This window comes from Sorangium sp. So ce363 (genome assembly GCF_051520435.1).
Classification (GTDB): domain Bacteria; phylum Myxococcota_A; class Polyangia; order Polyangiales; family Polyangiaceae; genus Sorangium; species Sorangium cellulosum_B.
The window spans coordinates 12578578-12598219 of sequence record NZ_CP150333.1 but is presented as its reverse complement, the minus strand read 5'-3'; the positions used below and the strand labels follow the sequence as shown (position 1 = coordinate 12598219).

Below are 19642 nucleotides of genomic sequence, written 5' to 3'. Positions count from 1 at the left end.
CCTAGTCCATCTCGACGGCGTCGCCGAGCTCCTCCTGGAGGTACGTCCGCAGCTTGGACTGGAGCCGCGCCTCGAGCTGGCGCACGCGCTCGCGCGAGATGCCGAACTCGTTGCCGAGCTCCTGGAGCGTGAGCGGATCCTCGGCGGCCATGCGCTTGTCGAAGATGATCACGTCCTTGCCCTTCAGCGTCTCGCGGAACTTCGAGAGCCGATCGTGGACGAGCCTGCCCATCTCGCTCGCCTCGTACGCGGTGTCCGGGCTCGCCCCCGACGACACGAGCAGCTCGACGCGCGGGATCGTCCGGCCCTCGAGGTCGCCGACCGGGGCGTCGAGCGAGGCCTCGCCGCTCGCGAGGCGGCGGTCCATGTCGACAACCTCCTTCTCCTCGACCGACAGGCGCTTCGCGATCTCCGCCGCCGTGGGCTCGATGCCCATCGCCGAGAGCTTCGCCTTCTCCTTGTTGAGGTTGAAGAAGAGCTTCCGCTGCGCCTGCGTCGTGCCGAGCTTCACGAGGCGCCAGTTGTTGAGGATGAAGCGGAGGATGTACGCGCGGATCCACCAGGCCGCGTAGGAGGAGAGCTTCACGCCGCGGTACGGGTCGTAGCGCTTCACGGCCTGCATCAGGCCGATGTTCCCCTCCTGGATGAGGTCCATGATGTTCTTGTAGGCGCGCCGGTACTCGTACGCGAGCTTGACCACGAGCCGCAGGTTCGCCGTCACGAGCCGCGCGGCGGTCGCGACGTCCTGCGTCTTCGTGTACTTGATCGTCAGCTCCTTCTCCTCGTCCGGCGTGAGCAGCGCGTGGCGCTGCACCTCGCGCAGGTAAGCCTGCAGCGGGTCCGTGCGCGACAGCGCGGCGTCGCCGCCGCCGCGGCCCTCGCCGCCGCTGGCCCGCGCGGAGCGCGGCAGCTCGATGTCGTTCAGATCGACGCTCGCGTCGTCGATCACCTCGCCGACGACCTCCACGACATCGCCCTCGTCGACGTCGCCCGCCCTCGCGGCGCCGCTCTCGGGCGCGCCGTCCGCCTCGTCGTCATCCTCGCGCGGGCCCTCGTCGTCGCTCGCCGCGGGCTGCGCCTCGCCGCCCGCGCGCCCGCCGTCCTTCGCGGTGGAGCGCGCGCGGCGCTTTGCGGCAGGCCGGGGGGCCGCGTCCGAGTCGGGCCGGAGGTCCGCGCCTTCATCGTCCGCTCCGGCCTCGGGCCCCGCCTTCGCCACCCCGTCGGGCTGGGGCGCTCCGGTCCCCTTCGTTCGCTTCGTTCGCGGCTCGCTCTTGCTCTTCGCCACCCGGACCTCGTCCTCGAAGTTCTAGTACAGCCCCGCCGCACCGCGCCACCTGTGCCGGCGCGCAGGCGCGCGGGCGCTTCGCGATCCGGAGGCTACCCGCTCCGCGATCCGCAGGTAAGGAAGAGAGCGCGCGAGATCGGAGAACGTGCTACACGCCAGCCTCCTCCACGTGGACTCGCACCGCCCTCCGCGCCCGCGCTCGCTGCGCCCCTGGTACCTGGTGGCCACCATGCTGCTCACCTGGCTCATCGGCGTGCGCGGCTTCATGGCCGGGTGCGGGACGGCCATGTACCTGCGCGCCGGCATGGCCCCCGACGTCATGGCCGTGGCCGAGCAAGCGCGCGACCAGGGGGATCCGTTCCAGTTCACGTTCCTCGTGCTCGAGGCCGCGCAGGCGCGCGCGCTGAGCCTGTACCAGGACGTCTCCTTCCCCCTCAGCATCGGGAAGCTGCTCCTCGGCGGGCTGCTCGTCGTCGCGAGCGGGCTGGCGCTCGGCGGGCGGCCCGGCACGCGCGGCTTCGTCCTCCAGGTCCTCGTCGCCAACCTGGCCTTCGCCGCGGTCGAGTACGCGCTCACGCGGGGCGTCCGCGGCGCCTGGATCGACATGGTGGCGCAGGCGGGGGCGCTCCTTCCGCCGGACATCCCCGAGCGCGCGGGCCTCACGAACACCGGCCTCTGGTGGACCGCCGAGCGGGTGCGCTTCGTGATCTTCGAGCTGGCCGTCCTCGGCTCCGCCGCGGTGGCGCTGACGCGGGAGCGCACCAAGATGTACTTCCAGGCGATCGCCCGGACGGTCGACCCCGGCGACGAGCCATGAGCTCCGCGGAGAGGATCGCCGGCGCGGATCCTCGATCGACGCTCACGCAGGCCGAGGAGCGGAGAGTCGCCATCCTCCCGGACGACCTCGCCAACCAGATCGCGGCGGGCGAGGTGGTCGAGCGGCCGGCGAGCGTCGTGAAGGAGCTCGTCGAGAACGCGCTCGACGCGGGCGCGCGCCGCATCCGCGTCGACATCGAGGGGGGCGGGGTCGGCCTGGTGCGCGTCGCGGACGACGGGCGCGGGATGAGCCGCGAGGACGCCTCCCTCGCGGTGCTCCGCCACGCCACGAGCAAGATCGCCCGGCTCGACGACCTCCGCAGCATCCAGAGCTTCGGCTTCCGCGGCGAGGCGCTCCCGAGCATCGCCTCGGTGAGCCGCTTCTCGCTGCGGACGCGGCGCGACGGCGAGTCCGAGGGGACGGAGATCCGGATCGAGGGCGGCGGCGCGGCGCAGGCCATCCCCTGCGGGTGCGCCGCCGGCACCGTGGTCGAGGTGCGCGATCTCTTCTTCAACGTCCCCGCGCGGCGCAAGTTCCTGCGCGCCGTCGGCACCGAGTCGGCGCACGTGTCCGAGATCGCGCAGGCGGTCGCGCTCGGCGAGCCGGGCGTGACGCTGATCCTCTCGCGCGACGGGCGCGTCGCGCGGGAGTGGCTGCGCACCTCGAGCCGCGCGGAGCGGGCGCGCGCGATGCTCGCGGGCGAGGAGCTCGCGACGTGCGCTGGCCAGCGCGGGCCGCTCACGGTCGAGGCGTTCGTGTCGCGGCCCGAGCGCGCCCGCTCGGGCGCCAGCTGGCTGTGGATGTTCGTGAACGGCCGGCACGTGCGCGACCGCTCGCTGGCGCGCTCGATCGCGCTCGCCTACGGCAGCGTCCTCGAGCCGGGCCGGTACCCCATCGGCGCGGTGTTCATCGATCTGCCCGCCGAGCTCGTGGACGTGAACGTCCACCCCCAGAAGGCCGAGGTCCGCTTCGCCGACGGCCGCGCCGTCGCCGACGCGCTCTACAAGATCGTCGCCGCGCAGGTGGCCGCGGCGTTCGGCCTGCCCGCGCCGGCCCCCGGCGGCTTCCAGGGCCGCAAGGGCAAGCTCTTCGAGGACGCGGCGCCCCCGCCCGGAGACGCCTGGGTCTGGTCGAGCGGCCCCGCGGCGGAGGCGCCCGCGGCGGGCGCGTCGACGCCCACGGCGGGCGCATCGGGCGAGCCGCAGGCGCCGCCGGGCGATCCATGGGGCCTCGGCGGCGACCTCGGCGGGGTCCCGCCGGCACGTCCTCACGCTGCGCCAGCCGGGCCGGCGGCGCCGGCGCAGCTCGGGGCGTGGGCCGACATCGCGGCGCTCGATTTCCCGGCGCGCGGCGGGCCGGGCGAGCCGCCGGTGCCCGCGCCGGGGTCGCCGCCCGTCCCCTACCCGGATCTACCGGCGCGCGGTGCGCCGGTGCTCGCCGCGGCCGAGCGCGTGGTCGCCTGGGGGTCGCTGCGCTTCCTCGCCCAGGTGCGCAACACCTTCTTCGTGTGCGAGGGGCCGGACGGCATCTACTTCCTCGATCAGCACGCGGCGGCGGAGCGCGTGACGTTCCACCGCCTGCGCGCGTCGTACGACGGGCGCGACGTCGCGACGCAGAAGCTGCTCTTCCCGGTGATCGTCCAGGCGGCCCCCGCGGAGGTGTCGCTCGTCGAGGAGGCGCAGGAGGCGATCGCGCGGCTCGGGCTCGACGTGCGCCCGGCGGGCGCGGCGCAGCTCGCGGTGCACGCGGTGCCGACGCTGCTCCGCCGCGCGGCGCCCGAGCGCCTCGTGCGCGACCTCGTGGACGAGCTCAGCCACTCGGGCGAGCGCGCCTTCTCGGGCGCGGTGGACCTCGCGCTGGCGACGATGGCCTGCCACGGCTCGCTGCGCGCGGGCGACCCGGTGGCGCCGGAGGAGGCGCGGGCGCTGCTCACGGCGCTCGACGAGGTCGACTTCGCCGGCCACTGCCCGCACGGTCGGCCCATCGTGATGCGCGTCGGCTGGCCGGAGCTGGAGCACCGCGTGGGGAGGCGGTGAGCGAGGCGGCGCTCGACCTCGCCCCGGACGCCGGCGCGGCCGCGCCGCCGTCGTGGGAGACGATCGCGCCGCCGGCGCCGGGTGAGCTGCTCGTCGTGGTCGGCCCGACCGCGAGCGGCAAGACCGAGCTCGCCATCCGGATCGCGGAGCGGTTCGGCGGCGAGGTGGTGAGCGCCGACAGCGTGCAGATCTACCGGGAGTTCGACCTCGGCTCCGGGAAGCCGACGCCCACCGAGCGGGCGCGCGCGCCGCACCACCTGGTCGACGCGGTCGATCCGCTCCAGGCGATCGACGCCCAGCGCTTCGCGGAGCTCGCGGAGGCGGCGATCGACGACATCCGCGGCCGCGGCCGGGTCCCCGTCGTCTGCGGCGGCACGTTCCTCTGGGTGAAGGCGCTCGTGCTCGGCCTGTCGCCCGCGCCGCCCGCCGATCCCGAGGTGCGCGCGCGCCACCGCGCGATCGCCGACGCCGAGGGGCGCGCCGCGCTCCACGCGCGCCTCGCCGCCGTGGATCCGGAGAGCGCGGCCCGCCTCGCGCCCAACGACCTCGTGCGGGTCAGCCGGGCGCTGGAGATCTACGAGCGCTCGGGCCGGACGCAGAGCGCGTGGCACGCGGAGCACGGCTTCCGGGAGCGCCGGCACGCCGCGCGCCTGCTCGCGGTGCACCGGGACCGCGCCGAGCTCGACCGCCGCATCGACGCCCGCGTCGCCGGGTGGCTGGAGCAGGGCTGGGTGGACGAGGTCCGCTCGCTCCTCTCCCGCGGCTACGGCGACGCGCGGGCGATGGGCTCCGTCGGCTACCGGCAGGTGCGGGAGCACCTGGAAGGGCGCCTGCCGGCCGACGAGCTCGCGCCGGCGATCGTGCGCGCCACACGCACCTTCGTGCGCCGGCAACGCACGTGGTTGAGGGACCAGGCAATCGCGTACGTCGCGCTGCCATGAGCCATAAACCATAATAATTCCAATATTTTACACCAGGACCACCCACCGGCGAGGCGCCGCGGGCGCCGCTCATGCGCGCTCTTCGCCGGTCCCACCGCCGCCGCGGCGCCGGCCCGCTCCGGCCAGGGGAACGCGCCACCGGACCTCGCCGTCGCAGCGCGGGCAGGCCGCGGTGGACGGCCGCGCCTCCTGGGCAAACGCGACGCGCCCGCAGTGCGAGCAGACGGTCATGTGGCGCTGATAGATGTCCGGGCCCGAGAGGATCGCCGCGGCGAAGAGGCTGAGCACGACGTCGCTCAGGAAGTCGCTCTCGCACGGCGCCGGCAGCCAGCCTGATCGGTCGCCCACCACGGTCCAGCGGACGCGCGCGCTGTACAGCGCTGCACGGAGAAACTTCCCCTCGGGGTCCGGTGCCACGAAGTCGAGCAGCGCGCTCCCCACGCGCCGGCGCGCGCGCGCGGTGAGCGCCGCGACCGCCTCGGGCCGCTCGTCCAGCTCGCCGAGCGCCACGGTCTCCGCGCCCGGCTCGCGCACCGCGCGCGGGGGCCTCATCCACCCCGGAGCGATCACGTGCTCGCCGAGCCACGCCCTGAGCTCATGCGGCTCCCAGGGGCGGGTCGTCACCTGCATGAACTGGAGCGCCCCGGCCAGGCTCGGGCTCGCGAGCATGCGCCCGCGCAGGGCGACGAACGACCGGGCCCTCCCGGCATCGGCGCGCGCGCTCCACCCGAGCCTCCTGCTCCGGCTCGCGAGGTCCGTCGGCGCGGCGCCGGCCATTGGGATCTTCAGGGAATTGCTCATGAGTTCCATGGAGTCTTCCGCCCCGCTGTGCGCCGCGGGGAGCGGCCGGCGAACCGGCGATGTGCGGCGCGGTAAGCGCCCGGCGTGCCAGCCGCCGCGGAGGCCCGGATCTCCTCGCGCGCGCGGGCGGCGCGCGCAGATACGGCATGTTCGCGCGCGCCGGCGGCGCCGCTGAGGCCTCGAAACCGCCGTCCGCCGAGCGCGGTTGCGGGGTCCAAGCATCAGGGGGCCACCAGCGCGTCATCGACACCGCAGCTCGCTGGGCTTCATGGGCTCACCCCGGCGGCGCGGGCGCGCGCGCGCCCAACGCCGCGCCGCGCCGCGCCGCTCCGGGTCGGCAGCCTCCCTCGGACGATGTCGAACCCCAGAGGGCGAGAGGGCGGGGCCCTTCTCGCCTTTTTACGTCCATGCTAACCGCATCTCTCCTCCGACAAGGAACGGCTCGAGAGAGCTCACCACGGAGCACGGCGTCTCCTGCTCCACGCGAAGAAAGGACGGCCATGACGCGAGAGTTGAATGACGTGCAGGCGATCCAGAATGTCGTTGTCCGGATCGCCCACCACATCGATAAGCGGCGCTGGACCGAGCTCCGCGGCCTCTATGCGGACGTCGTGGTGGCCGATTTCACGTCGGTCTTCGGGGGCGAGCCGCAGGAGCAGAAGACGGACGATCTGCTCGCGGGCTGGAGCAAGTTTCACGACGCGATCGACGCATCACAACATTTCCTCGGCCCCCTCGATATCGAGGTGAAAGGAGAGCACGCCTCCGTGGAATGCCATGTCCGCGCCCACCATCGGTTCGCGCGCGCGCCGGGCGGCGAGGACTGGCTGGTCGCGGGCCACTACCGCTATGAGCTCGCCAGGCACGCCGGCGGCTGGAAGATCTCCAAGGTCAGGTTCGAGATGTCGTACCAGACCGGCAACACGAACATGTTCGAGGAAGCGCTCAGGTGAGCCCGCCGCGGGTCACCGCGGGTGTTGCGGCGCGATCGCCAGGCCGAGCGCGTGCGCCGCGCGCAGGGCCGCGACGCGGAGGTGGCCGTCCGGCAGGCGCTCTCGCCCCGCGACGAGCTCGATAAGCGGCACCCACGAGAGCCGCCGAGCGGCATCGGACCCCGGCGCGAGGTCGGGCACGGCGGCAGCCGGGGCGGGCGCGCCGGCCGAGGCAGGCGCCGCGGTGACCACGAAGGCGAGCGGCTGGACCAGCTCCGGGGTCAGCCCTGCCGAAGGGCGGTAGGCCCCGCCGAGCTCGACGGCCGCCCCCACCCGAACGCCGTACTCGGCCTGCAGCCGCTCGCGCACGAACGCCTCGGCGGCCGCCAGCGCGCTCACGCTCCGCGGCAGCCGCCACGCCGGCGCGACCAGGATGCCGCTGTCGCCCGAGAAGCTCTGGGCGGCCGGCAGATCGTGGTCGTCCACGCCGAGCACGACCTCCCCCGACGGCGCCCGCGCGAGCAGCGCCGTCGAGACCGTGAGCACCCCGAGCGGCCGAGGCACCACGTACTCCAGCTCCCGCGCGGCCACCACGCCGCCGTCTGCGGTCAGCTCCTCGAAGCGCGCCCGCCGTACCTCGAGGAACCCCGCGCTGGCGCTCGGGTCCACCCGCGAGAACCTCCGGCGGCCCGGGCGCCCGAGCAGCGCGGCGAGCGACGTCGGCTGCACGGCGGCCACGCCGCCGTCGTCGTCGCCGGCGCCGGCACCGCCAGCGACGCCCGCAGCGCCCGCGCCGGCCGCCGCGAGCGGGATCTCGTCGCCGATCCACGGCCCGAACGGCAGGCCGAAGCGCGCCAGGAGGTCGTAGACGTTCAGCTCGAGCCGCGCGTCGGGCAGGCCGCCGACCTGCGCGGCGCGGAGGAGCTGGCGCGCCTCGATGGCGCGGATGCGCCCCGAGGTGCCGAACCCCGACACGTTCTCCGAGGGCGCGTTCACATACGTGGGCTCGACCTCCACCAGCATCGAGCGCACCTCTTCGAGGATGCCGCCCGGCGACGGATAGTACGTCGTGCCCGGGATCATGCGCTGGATCGCCGCCGCCCGCACCCCGGCCGCCCGCTCCAGCGCATGCTCGACCGTGTGCCCGACCGGGAACTCGGTCTGCACGACCGCGATCGGCTCGGCCAGATAGTCCGCCGGCCCGCTGCCGTCGAGGGGAGGCGTCTCCTCGCGGCAGGCGCGCGCGATCGGCCGCGGATAGCTGGTCCGCGCCAGCACATACGCCGTCTCCCCCGCGAAGAAGAACGGCACGATGTCCAGCGTGGGGTGCGGCCGCGCCGCCAGGTCGAACACCTGCCCTGTCGCCCGATCCTGGTGGTGCTCGATCCGCAAGAACTGCCGGGCGCCCTCCGCGGGCGCGAGCCGGAACGCGACCCCTTGACCGGCCTTCACCTTCTCTCCGACGATCAGGTAGTTGGTGGGCGGATAAGGCAGGCAGGCGCCCGTGGTGTCCCGGAGCTCGAAGCGACCGACGAATCGGTTCCGCACGATCCAGGGGTTGCGCAGCGGCGTCGACGACAGCACGCGCAGGCCGAGCCGGGCAAAGAGCGCCTCGAACTGCGCTTGAGAAAAATAGGTATACTCCTCCTTGACCTCGGCTTCCCAGTCAGCGCGGTAATCCTTCCTCAACACGAACTCGACAGCATGCTTGTGGGCGAGCCGGTACCGGCGCCACCCCGGGCGCGGCGCGGGGAGCGCGCCGGAGGGCTCGCGCGGGGCGCGCGCCAGCGGGAACCCCGGCTCCGGCGAGAGCGAGCGAAACTCGCCCGCGAACCGCTCAAGCAGCGCCGCCGTCGAGGCGCTGCGGGGATCGCGGCCGTCGTCGCCGTCCTCGGCCGGCACGTCCAGAAACACCGCCTCCGGCCCGGGATCGACGAAGTCCCTCACCACGAGCACCCCGCCCGGCGAGAGCTGCTCCACCTGCGCCGCCAGCGCTTCCGCGGCGTTCGCGTGGCGGTAACCGCCGTAGGAGGTGACGTGGTGGAGCACCGACGAGTCGAAGACGCCGTCGAGGCTCTCGGGCGGGAATACCGTCGTGGCGATGTCGCCCAGCTGAAAGCCCAGGTTCGGCTGCTGATGAGCTCGGCGCGCGAGCTCGACGACCGTCGGATCGATGTCGACGCCGATCACCTCGAGGCGCGGGTAGAGCTGGGCCAGCGCGGCGCTGCCCTGCCCCGAGCCCATGCCCATGTCGGCGACGCGGCCCTCGCACAGGAGGTGCGCTGCCGTGAGCGCGACCTTCTGGCGCATCGACGCGTCCATCGCGGACAGGTACCGCGCGTACGCGGACAGGTCGTCTCGCCGTTGATCTGCCTCGTATCCCGCCGGCGCGCGCGTCGTCATGGTGACGAGTGTACGCCGGGCACAGGACGGGGGTCGACGGCGGCGTGCGCCCGGGAGCGCGCAGGCGCCCGGGCGCGACGCGGCGGTCGCGGGGAACCGGAGCGCGCGCGCCGGGAAGCGGCGCGCCGGCCGCCTCAGCTGGCCGAAAGGCCCGGGAGCGGCGACTTGGACCGCAGGTTCGGATCGCCGAAGCCGGCGAAGTCCGTGACGCCCATCGCGTCGCACAGGCTGAGCAGCACGCGCTCGTGCCGCTCGCCGCTCTTGATGTACCGGCCGCCAGGGGCCGTCTTCAGATAGCCGCCTTCGCCGCTCGCCAGGACGAACTTCATCTCGTTCTGGTTGTGGTTCGGCGAGTCGCCCATGTCGCGGCACCACGCGATCAGCGTGTTGTCGAAGAGCGTCCCGGAGCCGTCGGCCTCTGGGATCGCCTTCAGCTTGTTGATGAGGTCGACGAACCGCTGCGACAGCCACTTCTCCAGCTTGATCAGGTCGAGGTGCGCCGGTGCGCCGGTGTGGATCATGGCGCCGTGCTCGTCGCCCTTCAGCCCGATGTCCGGGAGATCGACGTTCATGGCCTGATCCGAGCCCCACTGGATCGCGCCGACGCGGGTGATGTCGCACGCGAACGCGCCGACGAGGAGATCCATGTGGAGCAGGTTGGCCTGGAGCGGGTTGGCCGGATCGGTGGAGGGCTTGGTCGGCACGCTGCAGCCGCCGGTCTGGCCGGACGACGCGTTGGACAGCCGCTCCTCGATCTGCCGGATCGAGTCGATGTGCAGCTCCAGCTTGTACTTCTGCTCGGAGCCGAGGTTCCCCTCGAGCGCCTTGATCTCGTTCTTGAGGTGGTCGAGGACGCTCTTGCGACGGCGCAAGAGATCGTCTGACGACGTGTTCGACGGGATCGCCGAGCCGAACAGGGTGGAGTAGGCGGACGTCGGAGAGGCGATGCCCGGCAGGTTGTCCTTGCGATAATACGGCGATCTCCCGCCGTTCACCGTGCTCTCGGCCCCCAGCAAGAGCGAGGGGATCTGCGTCTTCGTGCCGGCGGCGATCAGCTTGTCCGCGATGAACTGGTCGACGGAGATCAGCTTGGCGGGGTCGCTGAAGCCGAGCCCCGTCAGGGCGTCGGGCGCGCCGTGGTTGTTCCCCGGATTCCCGCTGGGGAGGCCGTCCACGAGCACGACGTGCTGCTTCACGTCCGCGAGCGGCGACGTCGACTCGCTGAACGTGGGGGCCTCGCCCGAGACGCTCGTGGGCTTCCAGATCGATGGCGCGGTCCCCATCGTGCAGAACAAAAGGAGCCGCTTGGGCTTCCGCCCGGGCGCCGCCTCGGCGATGGAGTCGAGGAATGGGTTGAACAAGAAGCCGGCACCAACGCTGGCCCCCAGCCCCTTGAGGAAATCTCTACGACGACTGCTGCGCATGAACGACCCTTTCACGCTACCGATCTCGCGCCAACGGAGCTCGCCGCGACAGGTGCGTGGGGGCGCACCTGTCGCGGCGAGCGGCCTCGCGCCCTCGGTGTCAGGTCGCGGCGATGCCGGGGAGCGGCGTCTTGTTGCCCAGAGCCGGATCCCCGAAGCCGGAGAAGTCCGTGACGCCCATCGCGTCGCACAGGCTGAGCAGCACGCGCTCGTGCCGCTCGCCGCTCTTGATGAACCGGCCGCCAGGGGCCGTCTTCAGATAGCCGCCGTTGCCGCTCGCCAGGACGAACTTCATCTCGTTCTGGGTGTGGTTCGGCGCGTCGCCCATGTCACGGCACCAGGCGACCAGCGTGTTGTCGAGGAGCGTCCCGGAGCCGTCGGCCTCGGGCGTCGCCTTCAGCTTCTTGATGACGCCGACGAACTGCTGGTGCAGCCACTTCTCGAGCTTGATCAGGTCGAGGTGCGCAGGGGCGCCGGTGTGGATCATGCCGTTATGCTCCTCACCGCTGAGCCCGATCTCGCTCAGGTTCGCGTTCATCATCTGATCCGAGCCCCACTGGATCGCGGCGATGCGGGTGATATCGCACGCGAACGCGCCGACGATGATATCCAGATGGAGCTGGTTGGCCTTCAAGCCATTGGTCATGTCGCCGCTCGGCGTTCCCGGGACGGAGCAGGCGCCCGTCCCTCCTCCGCCTCCCGGGGTCATGGTGTTCGAGAGCCGCTGCTCGAGCTGGCGGATCGACTCGAGGTGCAGATCCAGCTTGTACTGCTGCTCCTTCCCCAGGTTTCCCTTGAGCGACGTGAGCTCTTTCGTGAGGTTGTCGAGGACGCTCTTGCGCCGCTTCAGCAGGGCCTCGGCGGCGCTGTTGTCGGTGCTGCCTTGGTTGTTGGACGGCGTGAAGCCCGTGAACACGGTCGAGTAGGCGGACGTGGGGGAGCCGATGGGCGACAGGTTGGTCCCCTTGTAGAACCCCGTCTTGCCGCCCTCGACGGCGGCGCCGAGCAGGAGCGAGGGGATGGGCGTCGACAGCCCGCTGCCCTTCAGCTTCTCGACGATGTACTGGTCGACCGAGATCAGCCCGTACGGGCCGTTGCTGTAATAGCCCATCCCGGTGAGGCCGTCGGCGGACCCGTGGTTGTTGCTGGGGCTCCCGCTGGGGAGGCCGTCCAGCATCACGATGTGCTCCTTCACCTCCTCGAGCGGCGAGGTGGACTCGCTGAACGTGGGGGTCTCGCCGGAGACGCTCTTGGGCTTCCAGATCGAGGGGGCCGTCCCCATGGTGAAGAAGATCAGGAGCCGCTTCGGCTTCTTCCCGGGAGCCGCGTTGGCGATGGAATCATAGAAGGGAGAGAACAGAAGGCTGGCCCCCAGGCTGGCCCCGACACCCTTGAGAAACTTCCTACGACTGTGGCTGCGCATGACCGATCCTTTCACTCGCTACCGATCTGTTCTTGGGTTGCAGCCGTGGGGTCACGGACCTTGAACTCTGCGGGTGAAGTGCGGCGCGCGCGTCAGCGCGAGCCACACGCTCTTGAGACGGAACTCGTCCGCCGCGGCCTCCTCCTGGACCTTCTCGTACGTGCAGCCGTCCTGCTCCCAGGTGCCGCCGAACGCGTAGTACGACCAGTAACGGACCATGCACGCCTTGACGTCCTCGCTCGCCGCGAGGTAGTCGGCCAGCTCGGTGACGCCGCTGAAATTGACGTCTTCGCCGGTGGGCGGCTCGACGACCGTGCCGGTCACGTCGACGGGGATCCCGTTCTCATCGTTCCGCCAGCGGCCGAACGTGTCGTAGTGCTCGAAGCCGACGCCGATCTTGTCGGTCAACTTGTGGCAGCCCGCGCAATATTCGGCCTTCGTGTGCTGCTCGACCATCTCGCGCGTGGTCGCCGGCGTCTCCAGGGGCTTGACGTTCGGATCCACGCCGGGCGGCGGGGGCTCGAGCGGCTGGCAGAGGAGCCGCGTGCGGACCATCTTGCCGCGCTGGGTCGGCGAGGACAGCTTCGCGCTGCCATGCCCCGTCAGGAAGCTGCCGTGGGCCAGGATGCCCCCGTCGCGCTGCCCTGGGGTGAGCGTCACCTTCGTCAGCTCGGTGCCCCCGGCGCCGTTGATGCCGTAGTGCGAACCGAGGCTGGAGTTGATGAACGTGTAGTCCGCCTGCAGGAGGTTGGCGAACGTGCCGTTCTGGTTGAACGCGGTGTCCACGACGAGCGCCTGCGTCTCGGCCATCATGTCCTTGCGCAGGGCGTCCGTGAGATCGAAGACCGTGTTGTCCTTCACCGCGGTGACGAGGCGGTTCAGCTGGAGCCAGCCGCGCATGAACCGCATCATCTCCTTCTCGGCGAGCGGCCTTGTCGCCGAGTCCTCCAGCAGGCGCAGCGCGTGCTGGGCGATCTGCTCGCTGGTCAGGTTGGCGCCCTGGGCGGCGGCCGCGTCGGCGGCCTGCAGCAGCGCCTCGTCCGGCATGGTCCCGGTCAGCAAGTACGAGAGGTTGCTCGCGATCTCGTGCGGGGTGAGCTCGTAGACGCCCGAGCCGCTCGCCTCGGTCCCGATCTCGTGGCGATAGAGGAAGTACGGCGACTGCAGCATGGCGCCCACGACCACCTTGGCGCCGTCCTCGAACGACGTCTCCGCCCCGAACAGCGCGTCGTAGGACGCGACGCGCTCGTCCGTGAGCTTGTCGCGAAACGCGCGGCGGCCGAAGTCGCGGATGAACTCGGTCCGGCAGCTCGCGTCCAGGGTCCTGCACGTCGTCGTGGTGATGCTGGCGAGCTTGTTCGTCACCGCCCAGTCGGCGGTCGTCTCGGCCCAATCCATGATCTGCTGGGCCGTCAGGTCGCGAATCACCAGCGCGTTCGCGTCGGCCGAGAACCCGAGCACCTGCGGATCGTTGAAGATGCTCGGAAGCGCGACGGACTGGTCCTTGAACAGATCGCGGACAGTGGCTTCAAATTGATCCACCGTCAGGCGACGCACCACGCGCGGGCCCGGAGTGCTCTTGTCCGCAACCTCGCATTCCGACACCTCCGGGATCTCCGGGGGCACGTCCGGCGGGTCGCCGATCGGCGGGCCGCCGCCGTCGCCGCCGCTGCTGCTACTGCCGTTGCCGGTGCCGTCGCCGCTGCTACTGGTCTCGGAGGGCGTCCCGTCGGGATTTCCGAGGTTGCCCAGGCAACCGAGCGGGCCGGCGAGGAGAAGCGCCACTGCGGAGTAGCGGCGACACGCTTTCGCCGAAACTAAGCTATTAAGCGTGCTCATCATTGCTTGAGAAAAGCTGATGTCTCTCATGTTGTCAAGCCCCGATCAAGCGGTGTCGCCTCGATAATCCATGCGCATACCCGCGCGCTTCAATGGCCTGTCACCGAATCGTCCGCGTCATTTGTGTTGTTTGCGTTGATTGCGTTCGCCGCGTTCGAATCGTTTTCAGCGTCGTTTTCAGCGTCTTTGCCCTGCCCGCTCGCCCGCATGCGTCATGGTGGGCCCTTGGCGGCTCTCCCCGGAGCGAAGTCGAGTTCGACGCTCCGCGTTGAGCCGACTCACGGTGTCACCCGCCACGCCAGAGAGCTCGACCTCCCACCGGATCCGAGGTCGAACCGGAGCCGCTGGATCGCCAGGCGCGTTTCGACCTCAGGGCTCTGGGCGAGCCGCTGGGCAAGGCCTTCGTCGTCCATGAGCGTCGAGAAGCGATCCACGGCGGGCGGTAAAGCAACCCTCGTGCCGAGTGTTCTCGCAGGGTTACCTCGCGCCGCTATGCCCGGTTTCTGGATTTTTTCGAAGGTTGCGAGGGGTGGACGCCGAGGGGTCCAGGAAGGGCGATCCACCGCTTCCGCGATCCATCCGTGCGCCGCTGCAACCGGGCCCCCAGGGCCAGCCGCGTCAGCCCTTGGACCAGGCGCTGATCGAGCGATAGCTCGCGACGGACTCCTCGATGACCTCCAGGGCGCGGTTCCTGTCGTACATCGTATCTACCTCTGCGAGCTTGTTCTCGAGCGTCTTGTAGTCGATGAAGAACCGCATGAGCTCCTTGGTCACGTGCGGCGGCAGCTCCTCGTGGGTCAGGTAATGGGCCACGGAGGGGTCGTCGACGGCGACCGCGATGATCTTGTCGTCGACGCCCTTGTCGTCGCGCATGAAGAAGCCGCCGATGGCGCGCGCCCTCACGATCGTGAGCGGCACGACCGGCTCCTGCATGATGACGAGGACGTCGAGCGGGTCGCCGTCGCCCGCGTGCGTCTGAGGGATGAAGCCGTAATTGGCCGGGTAGTGCACTGACGAGTAGAGCACGCGGTCGAGCATCAAGAGCCCCGTCTTCTTGTCGAGCTCATACTTGCACTTCGATCCTTTCGGGATCTCGATCACCACGGGGAAGAAGTCGTGTCGGCTGTCGGGGAGCAAGATGTCGTGAAGCGGATGGGTCATTGAATCGTCCTGGGCTTTCGCCCCCGCCCGGGAGGCGGGCGAGGGGCGCACACGATACCAGGAGTTCGATCCGGTGAGATCGGGGTCCAGACACCCCCGTATTCCCGCTCTGGGACGAGATGAGCCACGCCGCCGCCGGGGCCCTCCCGGCGCGGGCCGGCGGGGGGCGCAGGACCGACGTTGGCGAGCATGGGCAAGGGCGGTCGCTCGTGCGATGAGCTAGCGCGAAGCCGCCGGGTCAGACTCGCCGGCGGATCTCCGGATACCAAGTGCGCTCCCCATGAGACCGTTCCCCACACGTGCCCCAGCCGCGCGACCAGAGCGAGCGCCCGCGCTGCGACGCACGGCGCCCAGGGCGCTGGTGGTCCTCGCCCTGGGCGCGGCCCTCGGCGGCCCCCCCGCGGCAGCGGCGCGCGCGCCGGACGCGACGTCGGCCAAGCCGCCCTCGCCCGTCGCGAGCGCGCAGGCCGGGGCGCCCTCCGACGACGGCGCCTCAGCGGCCGCCGCTCCGCCGGCCGAGGGCCGACCCGTGGTCTCGCCGGTGCAGCGCCCGGACGAGCGCGACCTCCGCGATGTCCGCGACGTCCAACAACGCGCTTGCTCCTTCACGCTGCCCGTCTGCGTGCACGCGCCCGCGGACGTCCCCGGCGCCGCCCTCCTCGAGAGCCTCACCCACCTGGAGGCCGCGATGCGGGCTTACGACGCGCTCGGTCTGCCGCGCCCGCTCCCCGATGGCGCGCGGGGCGGCGGCCCAGCGTACGATCTCTACCTGGAGCGCGGCCCGCGCCGCGGCCCGACGCGCGTGGGGCACGACCTGCGGGCGCTTGGGGAGCGGTTCGACGCCGCGAGCGCGTTCGCCATCATCGCAGCGCCGGGGCGCGGCGGGTGCGCGAGCGCGTCCGACGCGGCCTACGCGCTCGGAGCCGCCGTCGCCATGCGCCTCGACGCCGGGGCGGAGGAGGGCGCGATCGCCATGACGGCGAGCTACCTCGCCGCCATCGCGGCGCCCTGCGCGGCCGAGGAGCTCGCCGCGGTCGACGCCTTCCAGCGGGCGCCCGAGCGGGCGCTCACCGGCGCGGCGCTCGGCGCGCTCGACGGCGGCCTGCTCTTTCCGTGGTACCTCGACGACGCGTACGGCACCGGGACGCCGGCGCAGGTCGCGACGTCGCTGCTCGCCATCGCGGCGCAGTCCACGCCCGCGGGCGCGGCGCGCTTCCACGCCGAGCCCGACACGTTCGATGCGCTCCGGGCGTCCCTGCGATCGCGCGGCGAGGATCTCGACGACCTGCTCCTCGAGTTCGCCATCGCGCGAGCGTTCCTGGGCAGCCGCAGCGACGGCGCGCACCTCTCCGACGCCGAGCGCTTCGGCGATTTCGGGCGGGTTCGCTTCGAGTGGTCGCTGCCCTACGCCACGCTCCCGCGGCGGGTCGCGCCCCTGCGCCCGATCGAGCCGACCGGCGCGACGTATCTCTGGCTCGATCTCTCGGCGGAGAACGCGGCCGCTCGGCCGGATCTCAGGACGGCCGAGATCACCTTCGTGGCCGACTGGGAGCTGCCCGCGCTGTTCCGCTGGGCGATCGTGAAGGTCGACGCGCACGGCGCCGAGGCCGGCCGCGTCGACGTGGCCGGCGTCTTCGGCAGCAGCCGCGCGCAGCGCACGGTGGTGGGGCTCGACGGGCTCGCGGGGCTGCTCGTCGTGGGCGTCAACGCGGGCAGCATGATCCGCAGCCTCCCCTTCGATCCCGACGACGCGCCGTTCATGCCGCACGCGTACACGGTCTGGCTCTCCAGGTAGGCGCCGCGCCGGCCAGCGCTCGCGCCGGGCGCCGGCCGGCGGCGCTCTCGCCTCGGCCAGCGCTCGCGCCGGGCGCCGGCGCGTCACGCCCTCGCCTCGGCTCCTCGCGCGATCAGGTGCTGCGCGAACCACTCGCCGGCGAGCCGGGCGACCGCCGCGAGCGCGCCCGGCTCCTCGAACAGGTGCGTCGCGGAAGGCACGACGGCGAGGCGGCGCGGGCCCGCGAGGTCGTCGAGGGCAGCCTGGTTCAGCGCCAGCACCTCGGTGTCCGCGCTGCCCACGATGAGCAGCGTCGGCGCGCGCACCATCGCCAGGGCCGCGCCCGCGAGGTCGGGCCTGCCGCCGCGCGACACGACGGCGCCCACGACGCGCGGCCGCGCCGCCGCGGCGATGAGCGCGGCCGCCGCGCCGGTGCTCGCGCCGAAGTAGCCGACCGCGAGGTGACGGAGCTCGGGGCGCGCGAGCGCCCAGTCCGTCGCCCCGAGCAGCCGCCGCGCGAGCAGATCGACATCGAAGCGGAGGTGGGCGCTCCGGCGATCCTCCGCCTCCTCCTCGTCGGTGAGCAGGTCGAAGAGCAGCGTGGCCAGCCCCCACCGCCAGAGCGCCTCCGCGACCGAGCGGTTGCGAGGGCTCCTGCGGCTGCTGCCGCTGCCGTGCGCGAAGATCACGAGGCCGCCCGCCCTCTCCGGGATCGCGAGGTCCCCGGGCAGCGCCGCCGTCCCTGCCTCGACGAAGAGGGGCCGCTCCGCCCCTTCCGGCCTCGGGACCTCGCGCCGCGCCTCGGCGAGCAGCGTGGCGACGGCGTCGTCCGACGTCTGCGAGAAATCCTCGTAGTAGGCGCCGATCGCCTGGAGGCCCGGGTCCTCCTCGATGCAAGCGATGCCGTCGACCTCGCGGCTGAGCGACGACAGGCTTGACGGCGCGGCGACCGGCGCGGCGAGCACGAGCCGCCTCGGCGAGCGCTTGCGCAGGTCGCGCAGCGCGGCCCGCACGGTCCCGCCGGTCGCGATGCCGTCGTCCACGACGATCACCGTCCGCCCCTCGACGCGGGGCATCGGCCTGTCGCCCCGGTACCGGCGCACCCCGCGCTCCACCTCGGCGGCCTGCCGCTCCGCGATCTCGGCGAGCTCCGCCTCGGAGATCCCCAGCATCGCGACGAGGCCCCGATCGATGTACACCTCGCCCCCCTCGGCGATCGCGCCCAGGCCGAGCTCCGGCTGCCCGGGTGCGCCGAGCTTGCGCACGATCCACACATCGAGCGGCGCGCCCAGCGCGCGCGCCACCTCGTAGCCCACCTCGACGCCGCCGCGCGGCAGGGCGAGCACGAGCGGCGCCTCGCTCCTGTACCCCGAGAGCAGCTGCGCGAGCCTGCGCCCCGCGTCCCTGCGATCCTCGAACAGCTTCGCTCGCCCCATCGCCCCCTCCCCTCACGTCCGCTCCTGCGACCCCTTCAAGAGCGGTGCCGCGCGGCGCGGGCTCGGCCGCGCGCGACGCGACGAGGGGCGGGGGGTTGACCGCGATACGGGCTCGACCGCGCCCGTCAGCGCCCCATCAACCGAACAGGCTCCACTCGTCCTCGATGAGCGAGAGCGCGTTGATCAGCTCGACCGCGAGCTCGCGCTCGAGCCACTCGTCGATGCGCTGGCCCGCGGCGATCGCGCTGAAGCCCGCGCGTGGGATGCGCTTCGCGAGGTGCGAGAGGCACGAGCCGGTCCGATCGAGGCGCGCGACCCAATCGGTGTCGCGATAGGCATATCTGGCCTGGTGGAACAGCGAGTCGCTGAGCGCCGAGATCCTGTCGCGGACGACGTCGGCGGGCTCGGCGCGGGACGCGATCGCCTCGCGCACCTCGCCGATGGCGCGCAGCACGAGGCAGACCGGCGCGCCCGGATGGAACGAAGTGCGCTTCGGTGAGAACGTCAGCCCGTCGAGCGCAAGGAAGTACCAGGCCTGCGGCGAGGACACGCGATAGAGGTATGCGGCGTTGCAGGCGTCGGCCGCCCTCATCGCGATCTGCCAGGCGCCTTGCTCGTCGATGCCGTCCTGCTCCGCGGGCATCCCGTCGATGCGCTCGATCCCGGCGCCGCTGGCGAGCGGGTCGGCCCACGCCATGACCAGGACCGAGGTCGCGCACGACCAGCTGCACAGGAGGCGCGCGCTCGCCTCGGCGGACACGCGCCCGCTCGGCGCGATCCAGACGAAGCGCCCCTCCTTGAGATCGGCGCGGTACTCGTGGAGCGCGGCGCCGTGGCCTTCGAGCTGCTGGAAGAGCTCCTCCCCCCGCGCCGCCCAGCGCTGGGCGAGGACCTCCTCGGCGCTTTCAGAGGGCGTGTCGTCCCAGTCGAGCTCAGGCGGCCGGGGCGGCGAGAACTCCGCGTCATCCGCTCCGCTCTTCGCCTTCGCGTTCCGGGGTCGGCGCTTCGGCGGCGCGGCGCTGGCCTGCTCGCCAGCGCGCGCTCTCGGGGGGCGCATCCTCGGCGCCGCCGGTGGCTCGGCCGCCGCGCGCTTCCCCGGCGCTGCCGGTCGCTTCGCGACGGCGGCCTCCACGAGAGAGGTCGCGCCCTTCGCCTTCCTGGGCCTGGCGCGCGAGCTTGCGGGCGCCCCCCGCTCCTGCCCGTCGCGCAGCGCGGCCGGCGGGCCCGCCTTCGCGCCCCCGCGCTCGACCGCCTTGCCATGACGCCGCGCGCGCGCGGATCCGCTCGATGCCTTGACGGTGCGCCTGGGTTCGGCCGATGTCCCTCGACCGCGCGGTTTGGGCATTGCGACAGGCTATCACGAGCTCGAA

At 72.3% G+C, this 19642-nt stretch carries 14 protein-coding genes; 5 read left to right on the top strand and 9 right to left on the bottom strand.

The window, feature by feature from the left end:
- Position 1: 1 nt before the first annotated feature.
- Positions 2 to 1285, bottom strand: coding sequence for an RNA polymerase factor sigma-32 (locus WMF12_RS47485; protein WP_437856848.1), 1284 nt, complete (start codon positions 1283 to 1285; stop codon positions 2 to 4).
- Between the two features lie 145 nt (positions 1286 to 1430).
- On the opposite strand from WMF12_RS47485, the gene WMF12_RS47480 reads away from it, so the two are divergent.
- The 3 genes from WMF12_RS47480 (at position 1431) to miaA (ending at position 5079) form a co-directional block, all read left to right on the top strand.
- Positions 1431 to 2102, top strand: coding sequence for a hypothetical protein (locus WMF12_RS47480; protein ID WP_437856841.1), 672 nt, complete (start codon positions 1431 to 1433; stop codon positions 2100 to 2102).
- Positions 2099 to 4138, top strand: coding sequence for a DNA mismatch repair endonuclease MutL (mutL, locus tag WMF12_RS47475; protein ID WP_437856834.1), 2040 nt, complete (start codon positions 2099 to 2101; stop codon positions 4136 to 4138). The genes WMF12_RS47480 and mutL overlap by 4 nt, the downstream gene beginning before the upstream one ends.
- Before the next feature lie 62 nt (positions 4139 to 4200).
- Entirely contained in the window at positions 4201 to 5079 is an 879-nt protein-coding gene (gene miaA, locus WMF12_RS47470) for a tRNA (adenosine(37)-N6)-dimethylallyltransferase MiaA (protein ID WP_437873966.1), read from the top strand.
- Positions 5080 to 5148: 69 nt separating this feature from the next.
- Here miaA and WMF12_RS47465 read toward each other — a convergent pair whose 3' ends face one another.
- Positions 5149 to 5880, bottom strand: a complete 732-nt coding sequence (locus WMF12_RS47465) for a hypothetical protein (RefSeq protein ID WP_437856827.1) — start codon at positions 5878 to 5880, stop codon at positions 5149 to 5151.
- Between the two features lie 500 nt (positions 5881 to 6380).
- Here WMF12_RS47465 and WMF12_RS47460 point away from each other — a divergent pair, with 500 nt between their 5' ends.
- Positions 6381 to 6833 (top strand): nuclear transport factor 2 family protein, encoded by a 453-nt coding sequence (locus WMF12_RS47460; RefSeq protein WP_437743299.1) that lies wholly within the window; start codon positions 6381 to 6383, stop codon positions 6831 to 6833.
- A gap of 12 nt (positions 6834 to 6845) precedes the next feature.
- Here WMF12_RS47460 and WMF12_RS47455 read toward each other — a convergent pair whose 3' ends face one another.
- The 5 genes from WMF12_RS47455 to WMF12_RS47435 form a co-directional block, all read right to left on the bottom strand.
- Complete coding sequence (locus tag WMF12_RS47455) at positions 6846 to 9215, bottom strand: methyltransferase domain-containing protein (RefSeq protein WP_437856821.1); 2370 nt, start codon at positions 9213 to 9215, stop codon at positions 6846 to 6848.
- A gap of 134 nt (positions 9216 to 9349) precedes the next feature.
- Positions 9350 to 10639 (bottom strand): DUF1552 domain-containing protein, encoded by a 1290-nt coding sequence (locus WMF12_RS47450; RefSeq protein WP_437743297.1) that lies wholly within the window; start codon positions 10637 to 10639, stop codon positions 9350 to 9352.
- Positions 10640 to 10739: 100 nt separating this feature from the next.
- Entirely contained in the window at positions 10740 to 12062 is a 1323-nt protein-coding gene (locus WMF12_RS47445; RefSeq protein WP_437856811.1) for a DUF1552 domain-containing protein, read from the bottom strand.
- Positions 12063 to 12113: 51 nt separating this feature from the next.
- Positions 12114 to 13847, bottom strand: coding sequence for a DUF1592 domain-containing protein (locus tag WMF12_RS47440; RefSeq protein WP_437856807.1), 1734 nt, complete (start codon positions 13845 to 13847; stop codon positions 12114 to 12116).
- Between the two features lie 672 nt (positions 13848 to 14519).
- Positions 14520 to 15062 carry an inorganic diphosphatase gene (locus tag WMF12_RS47435; protein WP_272096779.1) on the bottom strand — a complete coding sequence of 181 codons (543 nt, stop codon included), beginning with the start codon at positions 15060 to 15062 and terminating at the stop codon, positions 14520 to 14522.
- 280 nt (positions 15063 to 15342) lie between these two features.
- Between WMF12_RS47435 and WMF12_RS47430 the strand changes: the two genes are divergently transcribed.
- Positions 15343 to 16857 (top strand): hypothetical protein, encoded by a 1515-nt coding sequence (locus tag WMF12_RS47430; protein WP_437856792.1) that lies wholly within the window; start codon positions 15343 to 15345, stop codon positions 16855 to 16857.
- Between the two features lie 83 nt (positions 16858 to 16940).
- Here WMF12_RS47430 and WMF12_RS47425 read toward each other — a convergent pair whose 3' ends face one another.
- Complete coding sequence (locus WMF12_RS47425) at positions 16941 to 18272, bottom strand: phosphoribosyltransferase family protein (protein WP_437856788.1); 1332 nt, start codon at positions 18270 to 18272, stop codon at positions 16941 to 16943.
- A 136-nt stretch (positions 18273 to 18408) separates the two neighbouring features.
- A complete protein-coding gene (locus WMF12_RS47420) occupies positions 18409 to 19617 on the bottom strand; it encodes a hypothetical protein (RefSeq protein ID WP_437856780.1) in 1209 nt (402 codons plus the stop codon).
- Between the last annotated feature and the right edge of the window lie 25 nt (positions 19618 to 19642).